The sequence below is a fragment of the Actinomadura logoneensis genome, from assembly GCF_003428695.1.
In the GTDB taxonomy this organism is placed as follows: Bacteria; Actinomycetota; Actinomycetes; order Streptosporangiales; family Streptosporangiaceae; genus Spirillospora; species Spirillospora logoneensis.
Window position 1 is genome coordinate 1 of the sequence record NZ_QURH01000216.1, and the last position, 18,474, is coordinate 18,474.

General features: G+C 73.4%; 17 protein-coding genes. 7 read left to right on the plus strand and 10 right to left on the minus strand.

Annotated features, from left to right (window positions below; all coding sequences use genetic code 11):
- Positions 1 to 57 precede the first annotated feature (57 nt).
- Both DZF91_RS12250 and DZF91_RS39720 read right to left on the minus strand, forming a co-directional pair.
- On the minus strand, positions 58 to 858 hold the full coding sequence (locus DZF91_RS12250) for an SAM-dependent methyltransferase (RefSeq protein WP_117357601.1): 801 nt from the start codon (positions 856 to 858) through the stop codon (positions 58 to 60).
- A 71-nt stretch (positions 859 to 929) separates the two neighbouring features.
- Entirely contained in the window at positions 930 to 1,301 is a 372-nt protein-coding gene (locus DZF91_RS39720) for an alpha/beta hydrolase (protein WP_158587925.1), read from the minus strand.
- 1,101 nt (positions 1,302 to 2,402) lie between these two features.
- On the opposite strand from DZF91_RS39720, the gene DZF91_RS12260 reads away from it, so the two are divergent.
- Both DZF91_RS12260 and DZF91_RS12265 read left to right on the plus strand, forming a co-directional pair.
- Positions 2,403 to 3,917: a hypothetical protein gene (locus tag DZF91_RS12260; RefSeq protein WP_147341117.1), complete on the plus strand. Its 1,515-nt coding sequence runs from the start codon at positions 2,403 to 2,405 to the stop codon at positions 3,915 to 3,917.
- Between the two features lie 48 nt (positions 3,918 to 3,965).
- Entirely contained in the window at positions 3,966 to 4,619 is a 654-nt protein-coding gene (locus DZF91_RS12265) for a class I SAM-dependent methyltransferase (RefSeq protein WP_117357604.1), read from the plus strand.
- Here the strand turns inward: DZF91_RS12265 and DZF91_RS12270 are convergent.
- Positions 4,572 to 5,285, minus strand: a complete 714-nt coding sequence (locus tag DZF91_RS12270) for a helix-turn-helix domain-containing protein (protein ID WP_117357612.1) — start codon at positions 5,283 to 5,285, stop codon at positions 4,572 to 4,574. The two genes, DZF91_RS12265 and DZF91_RS12270, sit on opposite strands and share 48 nt — an antisense overlap.
- 70 nt (positions 5,286 to 5,355) lie before the next feature.
- Between DZF91_RS12270 and DZF91_RS12275 the strand changes: the two genes are divergently transcribed.
- From DZF91_RS12275 to DZF91_RS12290, 4 genes are all read left to right on the plus strand, one after another.
- Positions 5,356 to 6,198 carry a helix-turn-helix domain-containing protein gene (locus DZF91_RS12275; RefSeq protein ID WP_117357605.1) on the plus strand — a complete coding sequence of 281 codons (843 nt, stop codon included), beginning with the start codon at positions 5,356 to 5,358 and terminating at the stop codon, positions 6,196 to 6,198.
- 69 nt (positions 6,199 to 6,267) lie between these two features.
- On the plus strand, positions 6,268 to 6,867 hold the full coding sequence (locus tag DZF91_RS12280) for a dihydrofolate reductase family protein (RefSeq protein WP_117357606.1): 600 nt from the start codon (positions 6,268 to 6,270) through the stop codon (positions 6,865 to 6,867).
- Positions 6,868 to 7,013: 146 nt separating this feature from the next.
- Positions 7,014 to 7,439: a hypothetical protein gene (locus tag DZF91_RS12285; protein WP_117357607.1), complete on the plus strand. Its 426-nt coding sequence runs from the start codon at positions 7,014 to 7,016 to the stop codon at positions 7,437 to 7,439.
- Between the two features lie 168 nt (positions 7,440 to 7,607).
- A complete protein-coding gene (locus DZF91_RS12290; protein ID WP_117357608.1) occupies positions 7,608 to 7,982 on the plus strand; it encodes a VOC family protein in 375 nt (124 codons plus the stop codon).
- 37 nt (positions 7,983 to 8,019) lie between these two features.
- On the opposite strand, the gene DZF91_RS12295 is transcribed toward DZF91_RS12290, so the two are convergent.
- On the minus strand, positions 8,020 to 8,571 hold the full coding sequence (locus tag DZF91_RS12295) for an NIPSNAP family protein (protein ID WP_199486585.1): 552 nt from the start codon (positions 8,569 to 8,571) through the stop codon (positions 8,020 to 8,022).
- A gap of 205 nt (positions 8,572 to 8,776) precedes the next feature.
- Positions 8,777 to 11,737: a leucine--tRNA ligase gene (locus DZF91_RS12305; protein ID WP_117357609.1), complete on the minus strand. Its 2,961-nt coding sequence runs from the start codon at positions 11,735 to 11,737 to the stop codon at positions 8,777 to 8,779.
- Between the two features lie 458 nt (positions 11,738 to 12,195).
- Between DZF91_RS12305 and DZF91_RS12310 the strand changes: the two genes are divergently transcribed.
- On the plus strand, positions 12,196 to 12,720 hold the full coding sequence (locus DZF91_RS12310; RefSeq protein WP_117357613.1) for a carboxymuconolactone decarboxylase family protein: 525 nt from the start codon (positions 12,196 to 12,198) through the stop codon (positions 12,718 to 12,720).
- 45 nt (positions 12,721 to 12,765) lie between these two features.
- On the opposite strand, the gene DZF91_RS12315 is transcribed toward DZF91_RS12310, so the two are convergent.
- The 5 genes from DZF91_RS12315 to DZF91_RS12335 all read right to left on the minus strand — a co-directional run.
- Complete coding sequence (locus tag DZF91_RS12315; RefSeq protein ID WP_117357610.1) at positions 12,766 to 14,343, minus strand: PucR family transcriptional regulator; 1,578 nt, start codon at positions 14,341 to 14,343, stop codon at positions 12,766 to 12,768.
- Positions 14,340 to 15,260 (minus strand): serine hydrolase, encoded by a 921-nt coding sequence (locus DZF91_RS12320; RefSeq protein WP_235834232.1) that lies wholly within the window; start codon positions 15,258 to 15,260, stop codon positions 14,340 to 14,342. Before DZF91_RS12320 ends, DZF91_RS12315 begins: the two co-directional genes overlap by 4 nt.
- A 112-nt stretch (positions 15,261 to 15,372) precedes the next feature.
- Complete coding sequence (menC, locus tag DZF91_RS12325; protein ID WP_117357611.1) at positions 15,373 to 16,491, minus strand: o-succinylbenzoate synthase; 1,119 nt, start codon at positions 16,489 to 16,491, stop codon at positions 15,373 to 15,375.
- Positions 16,491 to 17,381, minus strand: coding sequence for a GNAT family N-acetyltransferase (locus tag DZF91_RS12330; protein WP_235834233.1), 891 nt, complete (start codon positions 17,379 to 17,381; stop codon positions 16,491 to 16,493). The genes menC and DZF91_RS12330 overlap by 1 nt, the downstream gene beginning before the upstream one ends.
- Before the next feature lie 32 nt (positions 17,382 to 17,413).
- Positions 17,414 to 18,474 (minus strand): M20/M25/M40 family metallo-hydrolase (locus DZF91_RS12335; RefSeq protein WP_147341118.1); only part of this gene is annotated, 1,061 nt, incomplete at its 5' end.

Sequence of the window (18,474 nt, forward strand, 5' to 3'; positions counted from 1 at the left end):
CGGACCACGTGGTCCGCGGCGCCACGCGCGTTCGGCGGCCGGTCGCGTCCGGTGGGGTCAGGGCTTGCGGCCCACTCCCCCGGTCATGAAGCGGACGGCGATGGTGCTGGCGTCCAGGACGGGCTCGTCGGGGCGCCAGAGCGGCAGCGGGACGAGGCCGGGCGGCAGGATCTCCAGGCCGTCGAAGAACGCGGCCAGCTCGGCGGGGGTGCGGACGCGGCCCGTGCCGAGCTGCTCCAGCAGCTGCTTCTCCAGCGCGACGGACTCGGGGGCGTCGCCCAGCCGGGTGAAGTTGGTGATGAAGAAGAACGATCCGGCGGGCACCGCGTCCCGCAGCACCCGGACGATCCGGCCGGGCTCCTCGTCGTCGCCGAGGTGGTGCAGGATGCCGGCGAGGATGACGCAGACGGGCCGGTCGAAGTCGATGAGCGCGCGGATCTCCGGCCGCTCGAGGAGGTCCTCGGGCTCGCGGATGTCGGCGGTCACGACCGCGGTGCCCGGGTTGTCGGCCAGGATCGCCCGGCCGTGCGCGAGCACGATCGGGTCGATGTCGACGTACACCACCCGCGCCTCGGGGTCGGTCTCCTGCGCGACCTCGTGCGTGTTGCGGACGGTCGGCAGGCCCGATCCGAGGTCGAGGAACTGGGTCACGCCCTCGTCCGCGGCGAGGTGGCGGACGACGCGGTGCAGGATCGCGCGGTTGTGCAGGGCGATCTCCCGCAGCTCCGGCATGATCGCGAGACTGGCCTCGGCCACGGCGCGGTCCACGGCGTAGTTGTCCTTGCCGCCGAGCATCACGTCGTAGACGCGCGCGGCGGTGGGAACGCCGACCGGGATCTGCGGGGACGAATCGGACATGCGCACCTCAGAGATCAGGGGGATATGGTCCGCATCGTAGCGGGGTCAAGTCACCCGAATAGGGTGATCGCTTATTGCGGCGGAACCGGGTCGCCGAGCCGGGAGACGTGCACAATCGGCTTTGATGGCAGCTCGTCCCGCAGCCAGTAGGCGTCGAAGTAGGAGTCGACACCACCCGGACGCCGGTCGCCGCGGTGCACGACGCAGTGCGTGCGCTCGCCGTCCTGGACGACCAGGTGCGACCCCTTCAGCAGTTTCTGCAGTTCCAGCGCGTCCGCGTAGGGAGTGGCCGCGTCGTGGGTGTCCTGGAAAAGCAGGATGTTCTTCGGCAGGTCCCGCGTCCCGCCCACCTTCACCGGCGTCCCCGGCTTGGCGCGCCAGAACAGGCAGGGCGCGTTGTACCAGGCGTTGAACCAGGTCGAGAAAGGCGCCTGGCGGTCCATGCGCGTCGCGTCGGCGCGCCATTTCCGCCAGTCCCTCGGCCACTGGACGTCGCTGCACTGGATGGCGTGGTAGGCGGCGAACTCGTTGTCGTCTCCGCCCTGAGTGGTGCTGGCACCGAACGTGTCGAGGAAGGTGCCGAGGTCGCCGGACCTGTACGCAGCGAGGCCACGTCGATGGTCTTCATGTGGTCGAGCAGGTTCAGCCGGGAGCCCTTGCCGTATTTGCGGTCGCAGGCGTCCGCATAAGACTTCGACCACTTCAGCCATGCCGCCTCGGACTTGGCGTCCCCGTGGCCGTAGGCGGGACGGGGCGCCTTTCCGTAACCGGGGTCGCACCTGAGCGCGGGCTTGCTGTAGCCGATGCCGCGCGGGTCGAATCCGATGACGTTGTAGGCCGCCTGCATGGGCGCGGAGTTCAGCGCGTAGAAGGCGGGACCGAACAGCGCGCCCTCGCCGCCCGGGCCGCCGGGGTTGACCACCAGGTCACCCTTGGCCTTGCCGCCGCCCCGGTGAGGGGTCCGGGTCAGCTGCAGGGTGATCTTCTGGCCGTCCGGGCGGGCGTGGTCCAGCGGGACGCGCAGCTCCGCACACTGGATGATCTCCGAGACCGCGACCGGGCCGAGCCGGTCGTACGCCTTCGATCTCCGAGACCGCGACCGGGCCGAGCCGGTCGTACGCCTTCGCGCCGGCGACGATGTCGGTGGGGCACGTATGCCATTTCACCTTCGCGGGACGGAACGCCTCGGAGACGTCCGTGGCGGCGGACGCGTCCGCGGCGACGAGAACGCCGAGTCCGGGGACGCCCAGACCGGCCACCGCCATAGCGGCGACGAGCTTCTTCACGAAACCACCTTCTGGTCCGACCTCAATAGCGCGAAAAACGCTATGGCGCGCCGATCGGCACGTCCCATACGGCTGGCAGGCCGAACCAGGGTGGGGTTGACCCCCGTCCGATGAACCCGCCGGTCGTAGATCGACATCTCTTTGCCGATCTACGACCGAATCCCTTCCGGAGCGGGCACGGCCGGAAACCGTGCGCCGCACAGAATGGCTGGTGGACGGGGGCACGCTCCGTCCGTCGTGATAGGTGGGGCGTGTCCGATGGGTCTGCAATCCCGACTCGTCCGTCCGGTGGGAGCGCCCGGCGGCGAGACGACCGGCGGCCTCGGGCGCGCCGGGCTGGTGGCCGTGGCGGCCGGGGCCGTGTTCCTGCTGGCGCAGCTGCTGCTGGTGTCGCCGGGCACCCCGCTCGGATGGGACGAGTCGCTGTACGTCAGCCAGTTCAGCGCGCACGTGCCCGCCGGGTACTTCAGCGCACCGCGCGCCCGGGGCATCACCCTGCTGGTCGCGCCGGTCGCCCGGCTGACCCTGTCCACGGAGGCGCTGCGGATCTACCTCGCGGTGCTGTCGAGCCTCGCGCTCGCGGGGACGCTGTGGATCTGGCGGCGGCTGCTGCCGCCGGGCGCGCTCGCGCTGACCGGGCTGCTGTTCGCCGGGCTGTGGATCACGCTGATCAGCGGCTCCCAGGCCATGCCGAACCTGTGGGTCGCCTTCGGCGCGCTCGCCGCGGTCGGCTGCTTCCTGCGCGCGGCGGGCGACACCGCGGACCGGTGGGCTCTGGCCGGGCTGGCGCTCAGCCTGGCGTTCGTCGCGCTGATGCGTCCGCTGGACGCCGCCTGGCTGGCGTTTCCGCTGGTCGTCGCCGCGCTCCTGGTGCGGTCGTGGCGCCGTCCGGCGCTGGTCGCCGTCATGTTCGCCGGGCTCGGCATCGGCGCGGCCGAGTGGGTGGCCGAGGCGTACGTCCGGTTCGGCGGCGTCCCGCAGCGCCTGCACGTGTCGAGCCGGGTCGAGGGCGGGATGGGCCTGCACTTCGCGCTGGACGACGAACTGCGCGCGCTGAACGGGCCGCAGCTGTGCCGTCCGTGCGTCCGGCCGTGGCGGCACCGTCCGGCGGCGGCGTGGTGGGCGGTGCTGCCGTTCGCCGTCCTCGGCGGGCTGGCCGCCGCCCGCGCGGAGGGCCGCCTGTCCCGCGCGCTGGTGCCGACGGTGTGCGCGGCGACGATGTCGGTCCCCTACCTCTTCATGATCGACTATGCCGCGCCGCGGTTCCTGCTCCCCGTCTACGCGCTGCTGTCCGTCCCCGTCGCGACGGGCCTGTGGTGGCTGGCGACGCGGACGCCCGCGCGCGCCCGCCCGTGGCTGGTGGGCGCCACCGCCGTCGGACTGCTGATGCACCTGGGGATCCAGCAGGCCGTCCTCGCCCGGGTGACCCGGGGCGACCGGCGCACCCACGGCGACTACGTCCGGATGGCCGCCGACCTGAACCGGCTCGGCGTCCGGGCCCCCTGCACGATCACCGGGGACCAGGCCACCCCCGTCGCCTACCAGGCACGCTGCGCCTGGGTGCAGACCAGAGGCCCCAACACCTCCATCACCGTCCCGCGCCTGGTGGCCCTGTCCCGGCGGCAGCCGGTCGCGGTGCTGATCGGCCCGCACGCCAGGCCGCCCGCCTACGCCCGCGCTTGGCCGCGCCACGTCCTGTCGGGCCGCTACGGACTTCGCGGGTACAGCGCGTACATCTCACCCGTGGCGCACCGGGCGGCGCCGCGAGGCTGAGCGATTCGTTCAAGACCCGCCGGCCCGCCGGGCGGGAGGGTGGCGGTCATGAACGAGCAGACCTTCACCCCCGCGCTGGGACGCCTCGCGCCCGCGCGTTTCTTCGACCCGGTCGTCGCGCTGACCCGCGAGCGGCTGTGGCGGGCGCTGGCCGTCATGCACGTCGCGCCGCGTCCAGGCGAGCTGGTGGTGGACGTGGGCTGCGGCACCGGGGCGACGGCGCTGATGGTGAGCCGGGCGGAGCCGCGGGCGCGCGTGGTGGCGGTGGACCCGGACGAGAGCGTCCTGGCGATCGCCCGGCGCAAGGCGGCGGTCAGCGGCGCGGACATCCGGTGGGAGACGGGGATGGGCGACGCGCTGCCGGGGATCGTGGGCGAGGGCGCCGCGGACGCGGTGGTCTCCACGTTGGTGCTGCACCAGTGCCCGATGGAGACCAAGCGGGCCGTCCTCGCGGCCATGCGGGCGGTCCTCCGCCCGGGCGGCAAGGCGGTGATCGCCGACTACGGCCTGCAGCGGACGCCGCTGATGCGCCTGGGCTTCCGGCTGGTCCAGCTCGCCGACGGGGTCGAGGACACGCGTCCGAACGCCGAGGGCGTGCTGCCCGGGCTGATGGCGGGCGGCGGCTTCCTGGACGTCCGGGAGGCCGAGGTGGTCTCAACGGTCACCGGATCGATCTCGGTGTACACCGCCGTCCGCGGCTGACGGGCGTAGCAGCGGCAGGACGGCCGCGGGGGTCAGGCCCATCGTCTCCCGCATCCACCGGGTCAGGTGGGCCTGGTCCGCGAAGCCGCCCGCGGTGGCGGCCTCGGCCAGGGACCGTCCCGCGCGGACCGCCTCGGCCGTCCGGCGGAGCTGGTGCCACACGCGCCAGCGCGCCAGCGGCATGCCGAGCTGGTCCCGCGCCAGGCCGCGGAGCCGCTGCGGCGACACTCCCACGCGCGCCGCCAGCTCGGGGACGGCGACGGGGCCGTCCGCGAGTACTTCCAGGGCCGCGAACAACCGCGGATCAAGCCGTTCGGACGGTCCCGTGCCGGCGGACCGGATCTCGTCCTCGCCCAGGACGCGCAGGTCGGGCGCCGCGGTGACGCCCGGACCGCAGCGGCGCCGGAGCCGGTCCGCGTACGCGCAGTGCGGCTCGACGTACAGGACGCGCAGCTTCGCGGTCGTCAGCATCCGGTGCCGCACCATGGGCGGGACGAGCAGCGCCTCCGCCCGATGGTGAGTCGCGGCCTCATCGAGGATCGCGGCGTGCCCCTCGACGGCGACGGTGATCTGGAAAGCGGCGTGGCGGTGGAAACCCGAGTCCCACGACGGGCCCTCGTAGACCGCGTAGCCCGGCCCGACCGTGAAGCCCGCTCCGATGGTCATCGCGTCGATCACGCCCCCGGTTCCCGTCGATCTCCGTCGCGGCCGGGCGTCCGGCGAGGACACTGGGCCCATGCGCTACGTCGGCCGGGTGCCCGCCCCACCGCTCGACCTGTTCGTGGACGACATCTACTCCCTGAGCGGAGTGCCGCGCCACCCCCGGTTGAACGTCCCGCCCATGCCGTCCGCGCACCTGTTCATCAACCTCGGCGGCCCCGTCCGGCTGTACGACTCCGACCCGTCCGTGCCACCGGCGGTGCTCGACGACGGATGGTTCATGGGCCTGTGGACCAGGCGCTTCACCATCGACCACCCCTCCCCCGTCCGCCTGGTCGGGGTGCACTTCAAGCCGTGGGGGCTGGCGCCGTTCGCCGGCCTCCCGGCGACCGACCTGCGGAACCGCTGGGCGCCGGTGGACGCGGTCTGGCGGCGCGCCGTGGACCGGATCCGCAACCGGCTCGCCGAAGCCGCGTCGTCCACCGCCGCCCTCCGGCTCGTGGAGGACGAGCTGCGAACACGCCTCACCGGGGCCCCGGCGCACGGGCTGCCCCTGGCCCAGCACGTGGGACGGCGACTGGAAACGTCATTCGGCGCGATCCCCGTCCGCACCCTGGCCGCAGACGCCGGAGTGAGCGGCAACCACCTGGCCGCCCAGTTCAAGACGCATGTCGGAGTGACACCGAAACGAGTGGCACGGATCTACCGTTTCGCCCGCCTCATCCTGTCGGTGGACGCCCGGGGCCCGGTCGACTGGTCACGCCTCTGCCACACGGCCGGCTACTTCGACCAGGCCCACTTCAGCAAGGAGTTCAAGGAGTTCACCGGCCACACCCCCACGCAGTACCTCGACCTGCGCCGCCGTTTCCCCGCCGAGCGCGGTTTCCCGCCCGATAGCGGCCCCATGCCGGCCGAGTGATTTTTTACATGCCCCGCCCCTCTCGGACCCTCCAGGATCGGGGAGTACGCACAGACCGAGGGAGATCCCGTGGGCACAGTGATCATGCACAGCGTGGCGTCGGTGGACGGCTTCATCGCCGACGCGAACGACGATGTCGGCCCGCTGCACGACTGGTACTTCAGCGGTGACGTCCCCATCGGCGCGGACGACGCCCACTCGGGCACCGGCGGCGGCATCCGGGTCTCCCGCGCGTCGGCCGCGTACGTCGGGCCCATGTGGGAGTCGATCGGCGCGATCGTCATGGGCCGCACCCTCTTCGACCTGGTCAACGGCTGGGAAGGCCGTCCGCCCGCGGGCGGCCACGTGGTCGTCGTGTCGCACCGTCCCAAGCCCGAGGGCTGGCACCCGGAGGCGTCCTACCACTTCGTGAACGACGTGACGGCCGCGATCGAGGAGGCACGGAAACTCGCGGGCGACCGGACCGTGGCCGTGAACGCCGGCGAGGTCGGCGGCCAGATCCTCGCCGCCGGCCTGGTGGACGAGGTGGCGATGGACCTCGTCCCCGTCGTCTTCGGCTCGGGCAAACGCTACTTCGGCGCCATCGACGGCCGGCACCTGCTGGAGGACCCGCACGTCGTCATCCAGGGCGACCGAGTCCTCCACCTGAAATTCAAGGTCCGCCACTGACGCGTACCCGAGGGCCCCCACCGGTTCGGGCGTGGCCACCTGCCCAAGCCGATGGGCAGGTGACCTACGTCACATCTGCGGACGCTTAACTTACTGCTTGAACGACGCGTCTAACGGCTCGTCCACCACGACGACAGGAGTTGTTGATGCGTCACAAGCTCATCCTCGCGACGGGCGTGCTCGCGACCGCCGGGGCGGTCACGCTGGGCACGGCCGGGGCGGCGTCGGCGAAGTCCGGCTTCTACCTCAAGGCCGACCGGCAGACCGTCCACCGGCACGGCACGGTCGGGTTCCGGCTGGAAGCGGTCTCCGACTCCGCCGGCGAGCACCTCACCAACGTGCGGTTCTGCCTTCAGCGGCCGGCCGGCAAGCCGGGGACGTACAAGACCCTCGCCTGCACCACCCGGAGCCACTGGGACCGCAAGGCCAAGGCGGAGGTCTACAACATCAACTACCGCTTCGGGAGCCAGCCGAAGGGCTCCTCCACCTTCCGCGGGACGTACCAGCTCAAGGAGAACCGGCACTGGGGCCGCGCCCACAGGACGAACGCGGTCGTGATCCACGTCAAGTAGTCGGCCGACCTGGCACGGACGCGGGTCGGAGGACGGCAGGGGAACGCCCCTCCGCCGCGCGCGTCATGCTCACAGGCGACGGCCTCGGCCCTCCGCCGAGGCCGTCGCGGGGCCGCGAGGCGATATTTCGCTCGCCGCACGTCGACTCCCGCACCTAGGGTGCTCGGCATGGCCTGTCGAATCACAGAGTTGGTGCTCGAGTGCCGGGACCCCCACCGCCTGGCGGAGTTCTGGTGCGAGGTGCTGGACTACGTCGTCCTCCTCGTCGAGGAGGACGGTTCGGTCGAGATCGGGCCGCCGGAGGGAAGCGGCTCGATGCTGCCGACGCTCGTCCTCAGCCTCAACACCGACCCTCGGAAGGGGCCGCGGCGTCTGCATTTCGACGTCAATGCCACCGACCGCGACCAGGACGCCGAGTTGCAGCGCCTGCTGGCGGCGGGCGCGCGCCCCGCCGACATCGGCCAGACCGGCGACGAGCCCTGGCATGTCCTGGCCGATCCCGAGGGCAACGAGTTCTGCCTCCTGCGAGCCCGGGCCACCTGACCCCGGGCAGCGCCGCCCGGTCTCGGAGACTCGCGGGTCAGGCGATGAGCGAGCGGCCCGTGGGCGCCAGTCGCAGTGTGCGCGGCGCCGCCGTCTGCGCCCGCTCGATGCCCGGCAGGATCTCGTCCCGGACGAGGGGCTGGGCCAGGACGTCAGCGAGGTGCCGCCGGTGTGCGTCCTCGTCGGGGTACGAGGTCAGGACCACGGCGACGTCCTTCCCGGTGCGGACCGGCAGCCTGGGGAAGGTGTTCCGCGCCGTCTCGGTGGTGAGGGCGGCGAGCGGTGCGGGTCCCGTCCGACAGGGGACGCAGCAGCAGGACGTCGTCGGAGTCGAGCATGGTGGCGTTGGCCCGGGGGCGTGCTCGGCCCAGACCGGGCCGCCGGAGAAGGCCGTCAGCGCGTCGCGCCGCACCGCCATGTCCCGGAAACCGCGCAGCCACACGAAGCGGTCCGGATCGTCCATGTCCCGGAACTGGCCGAACACGACCGTCCCGGCCTCTTCCTGGGGCTCGACGAACTCCCGGTCGAACAGTTCGATGAGCTCGTCGCGCCGGCCGGGGCGCAGCGTGTACCGGCGAAGCTCGATCACGGCGGGACGGTCGGCAGGGGGCAGGACGTGCGGACCGCATACCGTGACGTGGCACGCCTGCAGGCCGCCGGAGTCCCCCTCCATGCGGAGCCGGGGCGCGGAGGCGGCTACCGGCTGGTCGACGGCTACCGCACCCGGCCCGCCGGGCCGACGATCACCTGGTCGTGGTCGCCGGTCCGGCGGGCGTGCCGTCGAGCCGGTCGGTTCACCTCGCCACGATGTTGACGATCTTCCCTGGGACGATGACGAGGCGCTGGATCTCCATCCCCTCGGTGTGCCGGACGTGGGCGGGCTGCCCCTGGAGGATCCGCTCGATCTCCTCCCTGCCCGCGTCAGCCGGGACGTCGATGGTGAATCGGGTCCTTCCGTTGACCTGGACGGGGATCGTGACGGCAGGATCGGCCTCGTACCGGGGGTCGGCCTCGGGGAAGGCCGCGTAGAGCAGCGACTCCGCGTGGCCGAGGCGGCGCCAGAGCTCCTCGGCCACGTGCGGGGCCAGCGGCGCGACCATCAGCACCAGCGGCTCGGCGAGCGTCCGGGGCAGGGAGCCGCGCTCGGACGCGAGCCTGGCGGCGTGCGTCGTCAGCTCCATCAGCCGGGCGATGGCGGTGTTGAACCGCAGCTCGCCGAAGTGCCTGCGGACGACCGCGATGGTCTGGTGCAGCCGGCGCAGGGTGTCGGTGTCCGGTTCCGATTCGTCGACACGCGACTCGCCGGTCTCCTCGTCGACGATGCTGCGCCAGAGCCTCTGCAGGAACCGGTGGACGCCGACGATGTCGTTGGTCCGCCAGGGCCGGTCGGTGTCCAGGGGTCCCATGGCCATCTCGTACAGCCGCAGGGTGTCGGCGCCGTACCGCTCGTAGATGTCGTCGGGGGTGACGCCGTTCTTGAGGCTCTTGCCCATTTTTCCGGCCCGGCGGGTGACGGGCCGGCCGCGGTAGGTCGGCGTGCCGTCGGCCGCCTCGGTCACCTCGGCCGCCGGCACGTACATGCCGCGCTCGTCGGTGAAGGCGTCGGCGAGGATGTATCCCTGGTTGTACAGCCGCCGGAAGGGCTCCTTCGTGGACACGTGCCCCCGGTCGTACAGCACCTTGTGCCAGAACCGCGCGTACAGCAGGTGCAGGACGGCGTGCTCGACGCCGCCGACGTAGAGGTCGACACCGCCTTCGCCTTCCCGCGCGGCGTCGGGGGGAACCATCCAGTAGCGCTCGACCTCGGGATCGACGAACGCCTGGTCGTTGTCCGGATCGAGGTAGCGCAGGAAGTACCAGCAGGAACCGGCCCACTGGGGCATGGTGTTCAGCTCGCGCCTGTAGCGCCTGGTCCCCTCACCGAGGTCCAGGGAGACGTACTCCCAGTCGGGCGCCTTGGCCAGGGGCGGGACGGGGTCGGCCCCCTCGTCCTCCTGGGGACTGGGCTTGAAGTCGGCCATCTCCGGCAGGGTGACCGGCAGCATCTCCTCCGGAAGCGCGTGGGGAAGTCCGTCCTCGTCGTACACGATGGGGAACGGCTCGCCCCAGTACCGCTGCCGGGAGAACAACCAGTCGCGGAGCCGGTACGAGCGGGTGCCGCGGCCCAGGCCGTGGGTTTCGAGCCAGCCGATGGCGGCCGCGACGCCCTGGGCGACCGTGAGGCCGGCGAGCGGCGGGCCCGGCAGGTCCAGGTACGCGCCGTCCCCGGTGAACGCCTCCGGCCAGGCCGACGCGGGGACGTCCGCGGCGACGGCGTGTTCGGCGAGCCAGGACGGCGGCGGCGCCAGCACGGCGCGCACGTCCAGCCCGAAGCGGCGGGCGAAGTCCAGGTCGCGCTGGTCGTGTGCGGGAACCGCCATGATCGCGCCCGTGCCGTACCCCATCAGCACGTAGTCGGCGACGAAGACGGGGACGTCCTCGCCGGTGGCGGGGTTGGACACATGGGCACCGGTGAAGACCCCGGTCTTGCCGGACGAGTCCGCGGTCCGCTGCCGGTCGCTGAGGCGCTCGGCCCTCGCCCGGTAGGACGCCACCGCGTCACGGGGCGTCCACGACGCGGCGCCGTCGCGGCCCTCCGGGTGGCGCCACGCCTCGGGCGTCCCCTCCGGCCACTCGTCGGCCACGAGGCGCTCGACCAGCGGGTGCTCGGGGGCGAGGACGACGTAGGTGGCGCCGGGCAGCGTGTCGGGCCGGGTGGTGAAGACCTCGATCGCCGGATCCGGACGGTCGCCGCTGCGGAACTCCACCCGGGCGCCGTCGCTCGCCCCGATCCAGTTCCGCTGCATCTGCTTGATCGAGTCGGGCCAGTCCACCAGGTCGAGGTCGTCGACCAGCCGGTCCGCGAAGGCGGTGATCCGCAGCATCCACTGGCGCAGCGGCCTGCGGTAGACCGGGTAGTTCCCGACGTCGCTGCGGCCGTCGGCGGTGACCTCCTCGTTGGCCAGCACCGTGCCGAGGCCCGGGCACCAGTTGACCAGTTCCTCGGAGACGTAGGCCAGCCGGTGGCCGTCGATGACCGCCCGCCGGGCCGGGGCGTCCAGCTCGGTCCACGCCCGACCGCCGGGCGGACGGCGACGCCCCGACGCGTACTCCTCGACCAGCTCCTCGATCGGCCGGGCACGGCCCGTCCGCTCGTCCGCCCAGCTGTTGAAGATCTGCAGGAAGATCCACTGGGTCCACCGGTAGAAGGACGGGTCGGTGGTCGCCACCTCCCGCCGCGCGTCGTGGGCCAGCCCCAGCCGCCGCAGCTGGCGGCGCATGTTCGCGATGTTGTTCTCGGTCGTCTCGCGCGGATGCCGGCCCGTGTCGATCGCATATTGTTCGGCGGGGAGACCGAACGCGTCATATCCCAGGGTATGGACGACATGATGGCCGGTCATTCGCAGATAGCGTGCGTAGACGTCGGTGCCGATATAGCCGAGCGGATGGCCGACATGGAGTCCCGCGCCGCTCGGATAAGGGAACATGTCGAGCACGTACGCCTTGCGGCGGCCCTTCATGCGCTCGAATCCCTCCGCCAAGGATCCGGTCGGATTGGGCGAGTCGAAGCCGCCTTCCGCCAGCCAGCGCTCCTGCCAGCGCGCCTCGATCTCGTTCGCCAGCCGGGCGCCGTACCGGTAGGGCGAACCGCCGTCCGCGGGCCCGCCGTCCGGGTGGACGCCGGTCGCCGCGCCTTGCTCCATCTCGCTCATCATCCCGCCACCTGCCGGTTCACCATCTCCGGAAATAGAAAAGCCCCTCAAGAATGAGGGGCTGCCGCGTCGACCGACCTAAGTCAACGCGGCTTACCAAGGCTGTACAGCATGGACATGTGAGGCAGCGTACCGCAGTCCCCTGCGGCGCACTCGGCCCATCGAAAGATCGATCGTCATCGCGTGAATTCCGCAGCATCCGACGGAGTGATGACCACTCAGTCGGCTCCCGTTCGGCCCTCGCCGAAGGTGAGGACGTGGTCACCATCCCGGGCACCACCGCCCCGGACCGCCGGACCCGCTTTCGAGGGCTTTTCGGGCGGAGCGGAACACATGCCCTCTTCGTGGTGTTAGTGTCGGCACACATACCCCCAGGGGGTAGAGGAGCGCGGTCGTTCCTCCGCCCCCGGGAGCAGTGACCGCGGCCGTTCGGTCGTGGGCCGGGCTGATCGGAGATGAACATGCGCAACCTGCCGTCCCTCACGCCGGACGAGGCGCCGGGCAAGGCCGGGGAACTGCTCGGCGACATCGTCCGGCGGCACGGGTCCGCCGGGGAGATGGTGAGCACGATGGCCCACTCCCCCGCTCTGCTCCAGGGGTACCTGGAGCTCTCGCGGGCGATGAAGCGGGTGAAGATCGCGCGTCCGCTGAGTGAGAAGGTCTCGCTGACCCTCCAGGAGTGGATCGGCTGCGGGACGTGCATGGAGGCGCACATCGAGGCCGCCCGGGCGGCGGGGCTGTCGGAGTCCGACATCGCGCTGGCCCGGCAGGGGACGTCCACCGACGTCCGGGAGGCGGCCCTGATGGGATTCGCGCTGCGGGTCCTCAGCGAGCCGTCGGCGCTCACGCCGGACGACGTGGCGGCGCTCCGCGGACACGGGTGGAGCGACCGCGTCATCGCCGAGATCGTCGGGCTGGTCAGCCTCAACATGCTGACCGGTTCGTTCAACCTGGTGGCCGGCATCCAGCCGGAGGTGAAGCCGTAGCCCGGCGGCGCGCGGACGCGCGGCCGGGCCGGCCGGCCCCGGATCTCAGGGGGGCGTCAGGCGGAGCTGGAGCATGGCTTCGAACCGGGCGTCCGGGTCGGTGAGGTCCAGGCCGGAGACCTCGGTGAGGCGCTTGAGGCGGTAGCGGAAGGTGTTGGGGTGGACGTGGACGGCCGCAGCGGCCGCGGGGACGTCGCCGAAGGTGTCCAGCCAGGCGGCGAGCGTCTCGGTGAGGGCGGTCTTGTGCTCGGCGTCGTAGGCGCGCAGGCGGACGACGGGGCCGTCGGGGATGTCGTCCTCGTCGGCGAGGCGGTCGGCCAGGTCGGCCATGAGGGACGCGACGTGGACGTCGGTGAGGCGGGCGGCGCGGGCCCGGGTGCGTCCCTGCCGCAGGACGCGGAGGGCGCGGTCGGCATCGTCGCGGGAGCGGGGCAGCTGGGCGGGGCGGGCGGCGACCCGCCCGATGCCGATGACGGCGGGGACGCGGGTGCCGACGCGGGCGAGGAAGGCGTCGGCGACGCGGAGCGCGGGTTCGTCGGTCGCGGTGGGCAGGATCGCGTAGGTGACGCCGCCGAGTGAGGCGGTGGCCGTGCGGGGGTGGATGGCGGCCAGGTGCAGGGCGAGGGCGTCGGAGACGCGTTCCCCGGCGGCGATCCGGTCCGGGCCGGAGGACTCACCGGTGATCGCGAGGGCGAGGACGCAGGCCGGCTGGGCGGTCAGTCCGAGGCGGGCGGCGGCCTCGGCGGCGTTGGCGCCGCCCTCCAGGACGGTGGCGAGCAGGTCGGCGCGCAGGCGGCGTTCGACGTCCTCCCCCGCGCGGCGGCGCAGCAGGTGGAGGGCGACGACGCGGGCCGCCTCGGCGAGGGAGCGCTCGCGGTCGGGGGTGAGCGGACGGTCGACGACGACCCAGATGGAGCCGAGGATCTCGCCCCCGGCGCGGACGGCGATGGCCGCACGGGGCTTCTCGGCGACGCCTTCGACGTAGACGGGACGGTCGCTGCGGTACAGGGCGTGGAAGGCCCCGCGTTCCTCCAGCGCGCGGAGTTTGTCGGCGGGGACCTGGCGGTCGAGGATGGTGGCGATGCGGGCCTGGTCGCCCTCGTCCTGGCGGCTGGAGAACGCGAGCACGCGGCCGTTGCGGTCCTCGACCGTGGCGGGGCCGTCGAGGAGCGCGGCGATGGCGTTGGCCAGGGCGAACAGGTCGGTGGACGGGGGGCCGTCGCCGGGGCCGTCCACGGTGATCTCGTCCACGGCGAGCAGCGAGCGGAGCAGGGCGGCGACCTGGGCCCAGGACGCGCCGGGGGTGAGGCCGAGGACGGCGACGCCGGTGCGGGCGGCGGCGGCCCGGACGGCTCCGTCGACGGCGACGGGCGAGCGGACGATGATCGCGGCGGCGTCCAGGCCGGCGGCGTGCTCGACGAGGGCGGCGACGGGTCCGGCGCCGTGGACGCCGACACCGAGGACGACCGCGCCGGGCAGGCGCACCGGTTCGTCGTGGGGGTCGTGGATCAGGACGCCGGCGACCGGGCGCGCCGGGTCGGGGTCCCCGGCCGCGACCTCCACCAGGGTGGATCCGAGGTCGGCGAGGATGCGGCCGAGGACGGGGGCGGGCGGTGCGGTCATGGCGCCAAGGTAGGTGGTCGCAGGGCGTCCACGGCGATCCGCGCGACGGTGCCGATGACGCGGTCGGCTTCGGGATGGCGCAGGTCGGGGCGGGTGGAGCGGGTGAAGACGGCGACCGCGTAGCGTCCGCCGCCGGGGGTCTGGACGACTCCGGCCTCGTTGCGCCATCCGGGCAGGGTTCCGGTCTTGCCGGCGACCAGGTGGGTGTCGTCGAACCCGGAGGCGAGGCGGTGCGGCCAGACCTGGCGGGCCATGACGGCGCGGACCTCGGCGCACGCGGCGGGCGGTCCGGCCTCGTCGCGCCAGATCTGGGCGAGGAGTTCGGCGATGTCGCGGGCGGTTCCGCGGGTGGTGCGGGCGGGGTCGCAGACGGCAAGCTCGTCCAGCCGGGCGGAGGTGAGGGCGGCCAGCAGGGGCGCGGCGTCGGCGAGGGAGCCGACGCCGAGGTCGGCGGTGAGGGAGGCGAGCAGGGCGGCGCAGCCGCCGACCAGGTGGGTGCGGGTGCGGCCGAGCGCGGTGAGCGTGGCGTTGACGGCGTCGGTGCCGACCCGTTCGAGGACCACGTCGGTGGCGGCGTTGTCGCTCATGGTCAGCATCATCAGGACGAGGTCGCGCAGGCTCATCTCGACGGGGTCGGCGCAGCCGGAGGTGCCGATGCCGCCGTCGCGGAACCGGGGCTCCACGGCGTACCGGGCGGTGGGGTCGAGGCGTCCGGCGGCGGCCTGGCGGGCGTACTCGAGCGCGATCGGGATCTTGAAGACGGACGCGAGGACGACCGGGGCGTCGGGGGCGACACCGACGGCGCGGTCGCCGTCGATGTCGCGCGCGAAGCAGAAGCCCCGGACGCCCGCCGCGGCGAACGCCGCGCGCATGCGGTCTTCGGCCGTCTCCGGGGCGGGCGTGCCGGGGGCGGTCACCGGGCCGCCTCCCGCGGGAGCGCAGCCGCCCGCCCGGACGCGGTGCGCCGGGACACGGTCTGCCGGGGAGGGGTCTGCCGGGACGCGGGCCGTCGGAACGGCGGGGGCGGGGTCATGCGGGCACTCCCGCGGTGACCCATTCGGTGGAGACGGTGACCTCGGCGAGCCGGTCGGGGTCCGGGTCGACACCGATGCCGGGGCCGGTCGGGACGCGCAGGTGGCCGTCCTCCAGGACGAACGGCTCGGTGATGTCGGTGCGGTAGTAGCGGCCGGAGGCGGACGTGTCGCCGGGCAGGGTGAAGCCGGGCAGGGCGGCGAGGGCGACGTTGGCGGCGCGGCCGATGCCGGTCTCCAGCATCCCGCCGCACCACACCGGGACGCCGTGCGCGGCGCAGACGTCGTGGATGCGGCGGGCCTCCAGGTAGCCGCCGACGCGGCCCGGCTTGATGTTGACGATCGAGCAGGCGCCGAGCGCGATCGCGTCCGCCGCGGCGCGCGCCGACACGATGGACTCGTCCAGGCAGATGGGGGTGCGGACGGTGGCGGCGAGCCGGGCGTGGCCGCGCAGGTCCTCCTCGTCCAGGGGCTGCTCGATGAGCAGCAGGCCGAACTCGTCCAGGCGGGCCAGGTGGGCGGCGTCGCCGACGGTGTAGGCGGTGTTGGCGTCGACCTGGAGCGGGACGCCGTCGCCGAAGCGCTCGCGGACGGCGGCGACGGGCTCGATGTCCCAGCCCGGTTCGATCTTGAGCTTGATCCGCCGGTAGCCCTCGGCGAGGTAGCCCTCGACGGCGTCGAGCAGCGCCGGGATGGAGTCCATGATGCCGACCGACACCCCCGCCGGGACGCGGTCGGCGGTGGCGCCGAGCCAGGCGCCGTAGGACACCGAGCGGGCGCGCAGCCAGGCGTCCAGGACGGCGGCCTCCAGGGCGGCCTTGGCCATGCGGTGGCCCTTGATGTGGGCGAGCGCGGGGGCCACGCGCCAGGGGTCGAGGTCCCGGCGGGCGGCCAGGGCGGGGATGAGGTGGCCGCGGAGCACGTCCGCGGCGGCGTCGGTGTACTCGGAGGAGTAGACGGGGTCCTCCATGGTGACGCACTCGCCGTACCCCTCCCCCTCCCCGGTCTCGACCCGGACCAGCAGGAGTTCCCTGGAGTCCTGGGTGCCGAACGAGGTGCGGAACGGCGAGACCAGCGGCATCGCGATCCGGCGCAGCTCCACTCCGGCGAGTTTCATCAACGGTTCCTTCCTTCGCGTTCGACCACGTACCAGCCGTCCCGGGCGAACCCGGTGACGGACGCTCCCCCGGCCATCAGCGCGCCGAGGGTGTCGCGGACGGCGTGCCGCCACTCCCGGGCGGCGGCGGGGTCCGCCGCCCGCATGGCCTCCATGTCGGCCGGAACCCGGACGAGGACGGTCGCGCCGTCCAGCCGTCCGGCGGCGGGACGCCCGTCGGGTTTGGCGTCCAGGCCGACGACCGGGCTCGGGCCCGCGTCGGCGACGTGCGCGCGTCCCTCGCAGGCGGCGGCGACGCGCGGGCTCGCCAGGTCCCAGTGGACGAGCAGGCGGTCGGTCTCCTCGCCCGCGTTGACCTCGTCCTGCATGGCGCCGTAGAAGTCGGTCAGGTACTCGGCGGGCGCCGCGCCGAGCTTGGCCAGGTTGAAGTAGGCGTTGCGGCTGATCAGCGGGTCGAACGTCCAGCCGACCCGGGTGATGCCGTGGTACAGCGACCAGGCGCGCTGGTGCAGCTTGAGCGCGTACCCGGCGCTGCGGCCGCGGGCGTGTCCCTCGACGCCGGCGATGTGGGAGTGCAGGCCGTCGGCGGCCAGCAGCCCGACGCAGGCCGCGACCATGCGGTCGTCGGCGTAGGCGCCGACGACGTAGCCGCCCGCGTGCCCGATCACGCGCATCAGCTCGGGGGTGATGAGCGGGCTCCCGGCCGGCGGACGCCACACCCGGTCGATCAGCGCCGCCGCATGGACCAGGTCGGGGATCCCGGTCAGCTCCCGGACGCGGACGCCCGCGGCGTCGGCGGCCCGGTGGGCGGCGCGGTGCGCGCCGCGGCGCAGCTCCTGTGGCACCCCCTCGTCCGGCCTGAAGTCGTCTGCTGCGGGTCGGTCAGCCATCTTCGGTTCCTCATCCAAGGTCGTCGGGCCGGTCATGCCGTCCCCCCGACGTGGTCTCTGGTCCGCGCCGCGTCCGGCTCGGCGGGCGGCGGGCCGGGCGGACGGGCGGTCAGCTCGCGGACGAGCGCCGCGAGCAGGGCCGTCCGGTGCGGCAGCTCCGCGACGATCACGTGTTCGTGGTCGGCGTGCGCGCCGCCGCCGACCGCGCCGAGGCCGTCCAGGGTGGGCGTGCCGACGCCGGCGGTGAGGTTCCCGTCGGAGCCGCCGCCGACGGCCGCGCTCCGCAGCGTGCCGAGGCCGAGGTCGCCGTACAGCCGGGCGGCCAGGGCGAACAGGTCCGCCGAGGACGTCTCCTGGAGCGGCGCCCGGTCGGGTCCGCCGGTCACCTCCAGCCGCGCGCCGGGCAGCGCGGGGCGAAGGGCGCGCACGGCGGTGTCCACGCGGAACTGCTCGGCGGTCGTCGCGGCACGGACGTCCACGAGCAGGTCCGCCGCGTCCGGGACGGTGTTGCGGGTGGTCCCGGCGGACACGACCGTGGGCGTCACCGAGGTGCCCGCCGCCGGGTCGCCGAGCGCGGCGACGGCCTGGATCTGGTGGGCGAGTTCGACCGCCGCGTTCACGCCCCGGTGCGGTTCGAGGCCCGCGTGCGCGGCCTTGCCGCCGATCCGCAGGTCGTAGGTGGACACCCCCTTGCGGGCGGTCTTCAGCGCGCCGTCCTCGCTGGCCTCCAGCACCAGGACGGCCCCGACGCGGCGCGCCTCGGCCTCGACCAGCGCGCGGGAGGTGCCCGATCCGGTCTCCTCGTCGCTGGTGGCGAGGACGGTGACGCCGTCCGGGTCGTCCAGGAGCGCCAGCGCGTGGAAGATCTGGACGAGCCCCGCCTTCATGTCGAAGCAGCCGGGGCCGGTCATCCGCCCGCCGGTGACGGCGAACGGATGGGTGGCGAGGGCGCCGACCGGCCAGACGGTGTCGAAGTGGCCGAGCAGCAGGACGCGGTCGCCCGCGCCGAGGCGCCAGCGCAGGTGCGGCCGTCCGCCCGCCTCCAGCCGCTCGGGCGGGACGCCGGTCAGGCGGGCGCCGAGGGCGGCGACCG

What these genes read in the sequence shown, in the direction of transcription:
- DZF91_RS12250 (WP_117357601.1), bottom strand. Translation starts at nt 858, where the DNA reads ATGTCCGATTCGTCCCCGCAGATCCCGGTCGGCGTTCCCACCGCCGCG.
- DZF91_RS39720 (WP_158587925.1), bottom strand. Translation starts at nt 1,301, where the DNA reads ATGGACCGCCAGGCGCCTTTCTCGACCTGGTTCAACGCCTGGTACAAC.
- DZF91_RS12260 (WP_147341117.1), top strand. Translation starts at nt 2,403, where the DNA reads ATGGGTCTGCAATCCCGACTCGTCCGTCCGGTGGGAGCGCCCGGCGGC.
- DZF91_RS12265 (WP_117357604.1), top strand. Translation starts at nt 3,966, where the DNA reads ATGAACGAGCAGACCTTCACCCCCGCGCTGGGACGCCTCGCGCCCGCG.
- DZF91_RS12270 (WP_117357612.1), bottom strand. Translation starts at nt 5,285, where the DNA reads ATGACCATCGGAGCGGGCTTCACGGTCGGGCCGGGCTACGCGGTCTAC.
- DZF91_RS12275 (WP_117357605.1), top strand. Translation starts at nt 5,356, where the DNA reads ATGCGCTACGTCGGCCGGGTGCCCGCCCCACCGCTCGACCTGTTCGTG.
- DZF91_RS12285 (WP_117357607.1), top strand. Translation starts at nt 7,014, where the DNA reads ATGCGTCACAAGCTCATCCTCGCGACGGGCGTGCTCGCGACCGCCGGG.
- DZF91_RS12290 (WP_117357608.1), top strand. Translation starts at nt 7,608, where the DNA reads ATGGCCTGTCGAATCACAGAGTTGGTGCTCGAGTGCCGGGACCCCCAC.
- DZF91_RS12305 (WP_117357609.1), bottom strand. Translation starts at nt 11,737, where the DNA reads ATGATGAGCGAGATGGAGCAAGGCGCGGCGACCGGCGTCCACCCGGAC.
- DZF91_RS12310 (WP_117357613.1), top strand. Translation starts at nt 12,196, where the DNA reads ATGCGCAACCTGCCGTCCCTCACGCCGGACGAGGCGCCGGGCAAGGCC.
- DZF91_RS12315 (WP_117357610.1), bottom strand. Translation starts at nt 14,343, where the DNA reads ATGACCGCACCGCCCGCCCCCGTCCTCGGCCGCATCCTCGCCGACCTC.
- menC (WP_117357611.1), bottom strand. Translation starts at nt 16,491, where the DNA reads ATGAAACTCGCCGGAGTGGAGCTGCGCCGGATCGCGATGCCGCTGGTC.
- DZF91_RS12330 (WP_235834233.1), bottom strand. Translation starts at nt 17,381, where the DNA reads ATGGCTGACCGACCCGCAGCAGACGACTTCAGGCCGGACGAGGGGGTG.